The sequence below is a fragment of the Actinoplanes sp. ATCC 53533 genome (assembly GCF_003947245.1).
Map to the genome: position 1 here is coordinate 1 of NZ_QHHV01000243.1, position 9,081 is coordinate 9,081.

Sequence of the window (9,081 nt, forward strand, 5' to 3'; positions counted from 1 at the left end):
GCGACCTACGACGCCCTGTTCGCCGCGGGCAGGACCATGGCGACCAAGTGCAAGGGCGACACCACGATGGTCGGCCGGCTGCCGGCCATCGAGACCTTTGGGACGTACGGCGTACCGCTCATGGACGCCCAGGGCGCCAAGTTCACCTTCAACGACGCCAAGGGCGTGGAACTGGTCAACCACTACAAGGACCTGTACAAGGCCGGTGGCATGACCGAGGACACCCTCAACAAGCTGCAGACCGGTGAGCTGGACGCGTTCAAGGCCGGCCGGATCGGCTGGCTGCCGGGCAGCTCCTACACGCTCAAGGACCTGAAGGCGACCGCGCCGAAGGTGGCGGCCACCGTGGCGATCTCCCCGCAGATCACCAACGACAAGCCCAACATGTACATCGAGTCGCTGGCGGTCAACGCGAAGTCCAAGAACACCGCCACCGCGGTCGCCTTCGCCAAGTTCGCCACGAACAAGGAGAACCAGCTCGCGTTCAGTCAAAAGGCGGCCATCTTCCCGTCCGCGGCCGGCGCGCTCGACGACCCGTACTTCACCAAGGCCGACGGCACCCCGGAGACCACGCTGCGGCTGGAGTCGGCCAAGGCCGTGTCCGACGCCGTCGTCTACTGGCCGGCGGCCTTCTCCTCGAAGAGCGGGGACTACCTGCGCGAGCAGATCGCCCTCGCCATCCTCGGCAAGAAGGACGTGCAGGCGGCGCTGGACGAGGCCGTCAAATACGCCGATGGGAAACTGCCGAAGAAATGACCGTCCGGCGGACCCACGACCGGTGGTGGGCGCCCTGGCTGTTCCTGGCGCCCACCCTCGCCGTCGTCGTGACCTTCATCCTGTTCCCGTTCGTCAACACGCTGGCGCTGTCGGCGACCGACGCCACCCTGCTCAAGCCGGGCCAGTTCATCGGCGCGGACAACTTCGTCCGGCTCTGGCACGACGACCGCTTCCGCACCGCGATGACCAATTCCCTGCTGTACGTGGTGTGCGTCGTCCCGATCATGGTCACTGCCCCGCTCGTGCTGGCCGCGCTGGTCAATGGCACCACCCGGATCCTCGGCTTCCTGCGCACCGCCTACTACCTGCCGGTGGTCATGTCGTCGGTGATCGTGGGCCTGATCTGGACCAACCTGCTGGACAGCCGGGGCCTGGTCAACCAGCTGCTGGAGTGGCTCGGCGCGATCGACACGCCGGTGCCGTTCCTCAGCGACCGCTGGCTGACCCTGTTCAGCGCGATGCTGGTGACCGTCTGGACCGGCCTGGGCTACTACATGGTCATCTACCTGGCCGCGATGGCCGCCGTCGACCCCGCGCTGTACGACGCCGCGGCCGTCGACGGCGCCGGGCCGATCCGGCAGTTCCTGCACGTGACCGCGCCGGGCGTGCGGGCCACCTCGGCGCTGATCGGGCTGTTCTCCTCGGTGTCCGCCTTCCGCGTCTTCGGCGAGGTCTACGTGCTGACCGGTGGCACCGGTGGCACCGGCGGCCAGAACATCACCGTCACCATGCTCATCCAGCAGGAGGGCACCGGGTTGCAGGCCGAGACCGGATACGCGGGCGCGATCAGCGTGGTGATGTTCGTGGTGCTCGGGTTGCTGCTCGCCGGCCAGCTGTGGTTCCAGAACCGGAGGGGTTCCCGATGAGGAAGGCTGCTCGCTACCTGATCCTGCTGGCCTTCTTCCTGCTGCTGGCCGGGCCGCTGGTGTGGCAGCTCTCGCTGTCGCTCAAGGGCGCCGGCGACGACCTGTACGCCCAGCCACCGCAGCTCGTCCCGACCGACCCCACCCTGGGCAACTACGGCGGCGTGCTGGATCGCGTCCCGATCCTGCGGTACGTGCTGAACTCCGGGATCGTGGCGCTGCTCGTGGTGGCCGGCAACGTGGTCGGCGCGAGCCTGGCCGGGTACGCCCTGGCGCGGTTGCGCTTCCGGTTCCGCGGCCTGGTCACCGGCCTGCTCGTGGTCGCCCTGCTGGTGCCCACCGAGTCGATCATCATCGCCCAGTTCCTGCTGGTCCGCGAGTCCGGGCTGGCCGACACGCTGCTCGGCGTGGCGCTGCCCACCGCGGTCGGCGCGCTCAACGTGCTGCTGATGCGCAACGGCTTCCAGTCGATCCCGGACGAGCTGGAGGAGGCCGCCCGGATCGACGGCGCGGGCGTCTGGCAGCGGTTCTGGCACATCTGCGCGCCGCAGGTCCGCGGCGTCATGACGGTGGTGGCGATCTTCTCGTTCGTCGGCGCGTGGAACGACTTCCTGTGGCCGCTGATCGTGCTGTCCGGCGAGGAGAACTACACGCTCACGCTGGGCCTCAACCGGCTGCGCGGCACCTTCTACTCGGACCCGCGCCTGATCGCGGCCGGGACGATCATCGCGCTGATCCCGATCCTCGTGGTGTTCGGCTTCCTCCAGCGGTACTTCTTCCGTGGTCTACAGGCAGGTGGAATCAAAGGGTGACTCCCCGGTTCGGTGTCAATTACGTGCCCTCCGGCGACTGGTTCTATTCCTGGTTGGCGCCCCGGTGGGACGCCATCCAGCGGGACCTGGAGGCGATCGCCGCCCTCGGGCTCGACCACGTCCGGGTCCTGCCGCTCTGGCCGGTGCTGCAACCCAACCGGACGCTGATCCGCGAGGAGGCGCTCGCCGACGTGCGGCGGGTGGTCCAGCTCGCCGGCGACGTCGGGCTGGGCGCGAGCGTCGACGTGCTCCAGGGGCATCTGTCCAGTTTCGACTTCGTACCCTCGTGGCTGTCGACCTGGCACCGGCGCAACATGTTCACCGACCCGGAGTGCGTGGCCGCGCAGGCGGCGCTGGTCGGTGCCCTGCACGGCGCGGTCGCCGACCTGCCCGGTTTTCTGGGGCTGACGCTGGGCAACGAGGTGAACCAGTTCTCGTCGCGGCCACACCCCTCGCCGATGCGGGTCACCCCGGACGAGGCCGGCGCCTGGCTCGACACGCTGCTCGGTGCCGTGCCCCCGGACGGCCGGGGGCTGCGCGTGCATGCCGCGTACGACGCCCTCTGGTACCAGGACGGGCATCCCTTCCTGCCGGCCCACGCCAGCCGGCACGGCGACGTCACCGCCATCCATTCCTGGATCTTCAACGGTACGGCGCAGCACTACGGCGCGATGTCGCCGCAGAGCATCCGGCACGCGGAATACCTGATCGAGCTGTCCCGGGCGTTCGCCACCGACCCGGACCGCCGGGTCTGGCTGCAGGAGGTCGGCGCGCCGCTGAACTGTCTCGACGAGAGCGAGGCTCCCGAGTTCTGCCGGCGCACCGTGCTGGCCGCGGCCGAGTCCCCGGCGCTGTGGGGCGTCACCTGGTGGTGCTCGCACGACGTGCCCCGCTCGCTGGCCGACTTCCCCGACCTCGAACACTCGCTCGGCCTGTTCGACGAGCGCGGCGAGATCAAGCCGATCGGAAAGGCGTTCGCCGACGTCGCCGGTCAGGTCCGCGCGCAGTGGCAGTCGTCCGCACCGGCGCCGCGGACGACCGCTGTGGTGATCCCGGACGGTGCCGACCGGGCCGCGCTCGCCCCGGGCGGCGCCGTCTTCGCCGCCTGGATGGACGCCGCCGAGCGCGGTGACCGGCCGACGCTGGTGCTGGCCGGGGAGGACGGCGGGCTCCGGCTCCTGGCGCCCGCGCCGTCGGGCACTCCGGGCGTGTACAACGCGGTCAGCGACGCCGACAAATTCCCGTCATGACCCCGCCGTACCGCCGGGCCGCCCTGCCGGTCGGCGACCGGGTCCGGGACCTGCTCGGCCGGATGACCCTGACCGAGAAGATCGGGCAGCTCAACCAGCGCCTGTACGGGTGGCGGGCGTGGCGGCGCGCCGGCGACGGCTTCGCCGCGACCGACCAGCTGACGGCGGAGGCCCGCCGGTACGGCGGCATCGGGGCGATCTACGGCCTGCAGCGCGCCGACGCCTGGTCGGGTCAGCACTGGGGAACCGGGGTGACCGCGGCCGAGGGTGCCGAGCTGTGCGCCACGATCCAGCGCGCCGTCACCGCCGAGTCCCGGCTCGGCATCCCCGCGCTGTTCGTGGAGGAGGTGCCACACGGCCACCAGGCCCTCGACGGCACGGTGCTGCCGGTCGCGCTGGCCGTCGCGTCGACCTGGGATCCCGACCTGTACGAGCGCGCCTGCCGGGATGTCGCCGCCGAAGTACGCGCCCGCGGCGCGCACGTCGCGCTCGTGTCCACTCTCGACATCCTGCGGGATCCACGCTGGGGCCGGGCCGAGGAGACGTTCGGCGAGGACCCCTACCTCGCCGCCGCGTTCACCACCGCCGCCGTCCGCGGGATGCAGGGCGGTGGCGCGGACGGGCCGATCCCGCCCGACCGGCTGGCCGTGGTGCTCAAGCACGCGGCCGGGCAGGGCGCGACGGTCGGCGGGCGCAACTGGGCAGCCACCGAACTCGGCTGGCGCGAGCTGGCCGAGATCCACCTGCCGCCGGTGCGGGCCGCGGCCGAGGCCGGGGCGGCCGGGCTGATGGCCGCGTACAGCGAGGTGGACGGGCTGCCGGTGGCCGCCAACCGGCGGCTGCTCACCGAGGTCATCCGCGGTGACCTGGGTTTCGCCGGCCTGGTGATGGCCGACGGCACCGCGCTGGACCGGCTGCTGCGGCTCACCGGTGACCCGGCGTCCGCGGCGGCCATGGCCCTGCGAGCCGGCATCGACCTGAGCCTGTGGGACGAGGTGTACCCGCACCTGGCCGCCGCCGTCGAGCGAGGGCTGGTCGCCGAGACGGCGATCGACCGCGCGGTGGAGCGGGTGCTCGCGGTCAAGTTCCGGCTCGGCCTGTTCGACCCGCTCGCGGCAGCCGACCCCGCCCCACGCGAGACGACGCGGCTCGCCGCGGAACTCGCGGCGCGGTCGGTCACCCTCCTGACGGACGACGGCCTGCTGCCGCTGACCGGCAAGCGCGTCGCGGTGCTCGGGCCGCACGCCGACACCGTCGCACACGCGCTCGGCGACTACACGGCCCCGCAGCGCCCGAAAACAGGCGTCAGCATCGCCGAGGCGCTGTGCGCGGCGGGCGTACGGGTGACGACCGCGCCCGGCGCGGACATCGCCACCGACGACGAGTCGGGGATCCCGGCAGCCGTGGCAATGGCTCGCGACGCCGACGTCGCCGTGCTGTGTCTAGGCGGATCGAGCGCCCGCGACGCGGAGACCCGCTTCGACGTCAACGGAGCCGCCCGGCCGGAGGGTCCGAGAGCACAGATGACCGCGGGGGAGGGCGTCGACCTCGCGCACCTCAGGCTCGGCGCGGGTCAGCTGGAACTGCTGCGTCGCACGGCCGCCACCGGAACCCCGGTGGTGGCCGTCGTCGTCCAGGGCCGCCCGCACGTGCTCGGCGAGGTGCTGGCCACCGCGGGCGCGTGCCTGGCCGTCTGGTATCCGGGGCCGACGCTCGGCACGGCGGTCGCCGGCGTGCTGCTCGGCCGGCGCGAGGCGCGCGGCCGGCTGCCGGTGTCGCTGCCCCGAGACGCCGCGAGCCTGCCCGTGCACTACAACCACCGCGACCACGCCTGGCACGGCTATCTCGACGCACCGCCCGGGCCGGCGCTGCCGTTCGGTGCCGGCCTCGGCGCGCACCCGCTGGTCTTGTCCGAGCCGCGGCTCGTCCCGGACGGGCCGGTCGGTGTCGCGGACCTGCACGCCGGTGCCCGGCTCGTCTGCCGGGTCACGCTGCGCAACGACGGCCCGGTCCCGGCGTCCGCCGTGGTCCAGCTCTACCTGCACCGGGTCACCGCGTCGACCTGGCCACGCGCCCGGGAGCTGCGCGGCTTCCAGCACGTCCGGGTCCCGGCCGGTGGGAGCATGACGGTGGAGCTGCCGGTCGGCGCCGCGCAGCTGAGCACGGTGGACGACACCGGCCGGCCGCTCTTGGAGGCGGGTGTGGTCGAGATCCAGACCGGCCTGTCGGCCGCCGACGTCACGGGCGTGCGGCTGACCCTGACCGGGTGGCCCCGATGACGGCGGCTCTGCTCATCTGGCGGCATGGTAAACCGTGCTATTCGCGCATTATGGACACGCGGGCGGAGAGTCCGATCCGGTGGGCGAGCGGCGCGGCCTCGGGCGCCTGGAGCCGGCTCAGCACGGTACGCGACGCGGACCTGATCGCGGTGCTCGCTCGTGGCCGGGTCGTCGAGACCGGTGACCACGGCTCGCTGATCGGCTCGGGCGGGATCTACGCCGACCTGTTCACCACGCAGGCGCGCGGCTACGCCGGCGACGAGCCGCCCGCCCGGCCGGACCGGACGGCGGTGGCGCGGTGACCACCCGCGGCGTGGGGGGCGCGGCAGCACTGGGCTGTGCGGCCGCCGGCGTCGTGCTGGTCGTCGCGCGGCGGCGGTGAGTCGTGGTGACCGTGCGGGGGCGCAGCATGGCGCCGACGGTGGAGGACGGGGACCGGCTGGTCCGGCGGGTCCGCGGCACCGCGGTGCGGCCCGGCCAGATCGTCGTCGTGGAGCATCCCAACGGCGGTGACGGCTCCTACCGTGCCGCTCCGGCAGCCGACCCGGCGGACCGCCGGGTGTGGATGGTCAAGCGGTGCACCGCGGTGGCTGGTGATCCGGTGCCGGCCGGCCTGCCCGCCCGATGCGCCACCGGCGACGGCCGAGTCCCGCCGCGCACCTTCACAGTCCTGAGCGAAACCCCGGTTACCGCAATGATTCCCGCCGGTTCGGCTTCATCGCGTGTGACCGCGTCCTCGGCGTGGACGCGCGGCCGGGACGGTGAGGCCGACCGACCTTCGTGCCGGCGTCAGCAAGCGCAGCACCAGCGTGCGGATCGAGCGTACGGTGCGGAGCCGGCCCCGAGCGTTCATGGTCACGCGGGTGTGCCGACTTTCGCTGCCCACCCGGTGTGGCGTCCCGCGCAGGCCCCGGAGATGCGCGGTGTGCCCCAGCGATGCACCGGCGCTCGGGCACCAGTCGTGGTCAAGACGGCGACCAGATGAGCGGCGTCGATCACGCATGGATCACGCAGTAGGTGGCGCGGGATCGTCAGCATTCCATCGCTCGGCGCCGTAACCTGCGGCCGTTCTCCGCATGGGTCACCCCTATCGGACAGGCCGATCTCGCACATCGACCACGCCGGGGGTCGAACGGACGCTTGACTGGCAGACGGGCAAGGGGCCGCAGACGCGTCCGAGCGTGGCTCGGTCTACGTCCGCGCGTTCATTTGCCGAATTGAGGACGCCGCCCGCGTGGGCACTCGCGTCCTGGCCGTCAAACCCGCAGAAGGCGCACTGCCGGTCCCATGCCTGAAATGATCGCCTCCCGCCAGCCAGGATCCCGGCGCCGCTGGCGGGCGGCAGCGGGTAAGGCACGGTGTTTGTGGCGTGCAGGACGGTGTCGGGGAACAGCCCACCGTGGTCAGGCGATGGTCAGCCGGGTGTAGCCGCCAGGCCTGCGCGCGGCTGGTGACACGTTCGCTACCGGCCCCCTGGGGCGGCCACTCGTCCGTCACAGCGGACAGCGCGGATCGAGATAATCGATCGTGAAAAGTTTCCGGGCCATGGCAACGTTTGTTGGGGTTGAGAGCGTAAGTAGTACTTGTGAGATTGAGACTGAGGGTGCGGGGCGTCGATGCGCGATCGTGAGGATGAAGAGGTCACGGCCTTCGTCCGGGCGCGTTACGGACCTCTGGTCCGGACCGCCTTTCTGTTGTGCGGGGACCGGGGGAAGGCCGAGGATCTGGTCCAGACGACGTTGGCCAAGACGGTGGTGGCGTGGCCGCGGCTGCAACGCTCGGAAGGCATCGATCACTACGTTCAGCGCGTTCTGGTCAATACCTTCGTGACCTGGAGACGGCGCCGGTCCTGGTGGGAACAGCCCTTGGGTCGGCTGGTGGAGAGTCAGGCGCGTGACGAGTACGTGGGGGTGGAGCAGCGGGACTTGCTCCGCCGGGCGTTGGACGGGCTGCCGGCACGACAGCGTGCCGCCGTTGTACTGCGTTTCTACGAGGACCTGTCCGAGCAGGACACGGCGCACGCGCTGGGATGTTCGGTGGGCACGGTCAAGAGTCTTTCATCGAGGGGCCTGGAGACTCTGCGTAAGCAGTGGGTGGAGGCCGACGCTGCGGTTGAACACGAGGTGCGCTATGCATAACACGACCGATTTGCGTGACGGCCTGGCCGAGCTGGCCGAGCCAGTGATACCGATCGAGGGCTACGAAGGCCGGATCATGCGGCGGGCAGACCGGCTTCGCGTGCGGCGACGTGTCGCCGCCGGAGCCGCGGCCGCAGTTTGCTTGGCGGTGCTGGTGACGATGTCGCAGGTTGTCGGATTCGGGTCCACACCGCAACTCGCTGCATCGCCCCCGGATGGTCCGTTCCTGGGCTGGTCCCCGGTGGGAGACGTGGACGCCGGCCTGGTGCGTGAGGCCACTGGCGTCTGGGACCGTACTAACTCGGCAGGTCCGCATACAGCCGTCCGGGCCATTGTCGCGACGCACAATCCACGCCTGCGCTCGGCGGTCGTCGTCCTGCAGGGATATGACAAGCAGGGCGCCGCGCGGTTGGCGTTCTTCACCGGTGATTCCGGTGCGGCGGACGCCTTGCGGGTGCGGGTCGATCGGCCGGTGCCCGACCCGGTGAAGACTCAGGTGATCAGTCTGGTCAGTCCTCGGCTGACCGGAGCCGCCGGCGCGGTTAGCAATGACTCCTTGGGCACCTACGCCATCGCCATCGCCATGCCGGGCGTGACAGCGGTGCGAGTGTCGAGTACCGCGGTCGATGATGAAATGACGCAAAACCCGGACGGACCTACCAGTCGTCTTGTTGTCGAACGATTCCCGATCGCTGCGACCGCGCAGACGACGACGGTCGCGGGGTTCATCAAGCCGAGGCGACCGTTCGCCAGCGCCACGAAGGCGTTCGAGGTGCCTGGCGAGGACGGTGTTGACGGCGACGTGCGGGCCGTACCCGCCGAGGTAGTTAGCAGGAATGGCCAGCAGATAGTCGTGGTGTTCCCGAAGGACCAGGTAGTTCGGCAGGGTCAACTAGCTGTCGTGGCCGAAGGTTTGGTCGGACGCGTTACGGCAGTCGATGCCGTCCGTGGCGAAGCCACTG

At 71.1% G+C, this 9,081-nt stretch carries 8 protein-coding genes and 2 pseudogenes; 9 read left to right on the plus strand and 1 reads right to left on the minus strand.

All coding sequences use genetic code 11. The features are described from left to right. The 7 genes from DMB66_RS51225 to DMB66_RS66315 form a co-directional block, all read left to right on the plus strand. A partial coding sequence (locus tag DMB66_RS51225; RefSeq protein WP_125811366.1) for an extracellular solute-binding protein occupies window positions 1-756 on the plus strand: 756 nt, incomplete at its 5' end. Beyond that, window positions 753-1,643 (plus strand): carbohydrate ABC transporter permease, encoded by an 891-nt coding sequence (locus DMB66_RS51230; protein WP_125811367.1) that lies wholly within the window; start codon window positions 753-755, stop codon window positions 1,641-1,643. The genes DMB66_RS51225 and DMB66_RS51230, both read left to right, overlap by 4 nt. After that, window positions 1,640-2,452: a carbohydrate ABC transporter permease gene (locus DMB66_RS51235; RefSeq protein WP_125811368.1), complete on the plus strand. Its 813-nt coding sequence runs from the start codon at window positions 1,640-1,642 to the stop codon at window positions 2,450-2,452. Before DMB66_RS51230 ends, DMB66_RS51235 begins: the two co-directional genes overlap by 4 nt. Further along, a complete protein-coding gene (locus DMB66_RS51240) occupies window positions 2,449-3,702 on the plus strand; it encodes a glycosyl hydrolase (RefSeq protein ID WP_125811369.1) in 1,254 nt (417 codons plus the stop codon). The genes DMB66_RS51235 and DMB66_RS51240 overlap by 4 nt, the downstream gene beginning before the upstream one ends. After that, window positions 3,699-5,981 carry a glycoside hydrolase family 3 N-terminal domain-containing protein gene (locus DMB66_RS51245; RefSeq protein ID WP_125811370.1) on the plus strand — a complete coding sequence of 761 codons (2,283 nt, stop codon included), beginning with the start codon at window positions 3,699-3,701 and terminating at the stop codon, window positions 5,979-5,981. The genes DMB66_RS51240 and DMB66_RS51245 overlap by 4 nt, the downstream gene beginning before the upstream one ends. Window positions 5,982-6,031: 50 nt before the next feature. After that, window positions 6,032-6,283 (plus strand): hypothetical protein, encoded by a 252-nt coding sequence (locus DMB66_RS51250; protein ID WP_125811371.1) that lies wholly within the window; start codon window positions 6,032-6,034, stop codon window positions 6,281-6,283. A 92-nt stretch (window positions 6,284-6,375) separates the two neighbouring features. Further along, window positions 6,376-6,966, plus strand: a complete 591-nt coding sequence (locus DMB66_RS66315; RefSeq protein ID WP_370320943.1) for a S26 family signal peptidase — start codon at window positions 6,376-6,378, stop codon at window positions 6,964-6,966. 243 nt (window positions 6,967-7,209) lie between these two features. On the opposite strand, the pseudogene DMB66_RS66320 reads toward DMB66_RS66315, so the two are convergent. Then, window positions 7,210-7,377 (minus strand): annotated as a pseudogene (locus DMB66_RS66320) (restriction endonuclease); the annotation flags it as partial. Window positions 7,378-7,597: 220 nt separating this feature from the next. Between DMB66_RS66320 and DMB66_RS51260 the strand changes: the two are divergent. Then, a complete protein-coding gene (locus DMB66_RS51260; protein ID WP_125811373.1) occupies window positions 7,598-8,119 on the plus strand; it encodes a SigE family RNA polymerase sigma factor in 522 nt (173 codons plus the stop codon). Then, window positions 8,112-9,081 (plus strand): annotated as a pseudogene (locus DMB66_RS51265) (RNA polymerase subunit sigma-70); the annotation flags it as partial. The gene DMB66_RS51260 and the pseudogene DMB66_RS51265, both read left to right, overlap by 8 nt.

What these genes read in the sequence shown, in the direction of transcription:
- DMB66_RS51235 (WP_125811368.1), top strand. Translation starts at nt 1,640, where the DNA reads ATGAGGAAGGCTGCTCGCTACCTGATCCTGCTGGCCTTCTTCCTGCTG.
- DMB66_RS51230 (WP_125811367.1), top strand. Translation starts at nt 753, where the DNA reads ATGACCGTCCGGCGGACCCACGACCGGTGGTGGGCGCCCTGGCTGTTC.
- DMB66_RS51245 (WP_125811370.1), top strand. Translation starts at nt 3,699, where the DNA reads ATGACCCCGCCGTACCGCCGGGCCGCCCTGCCGGTCGGCGACCGGGTC.
- DMB66_RS51250 (WP_125811371.1), top strand. Translation starts at nt 6,032, where the DNA reads ATGGACACGCGGGCGGAGAGTCCGATCCGGTGGGCGAGCGGCGCGGCC.
- DMB66_RS51260 (WP_125811373.1), top strand. Translation starts at nt 7,598, where the DNA reads ATGCGCGATCGTGAGGATGAAGAGGTCACGGCCTTCGTCCGGGCGCGT.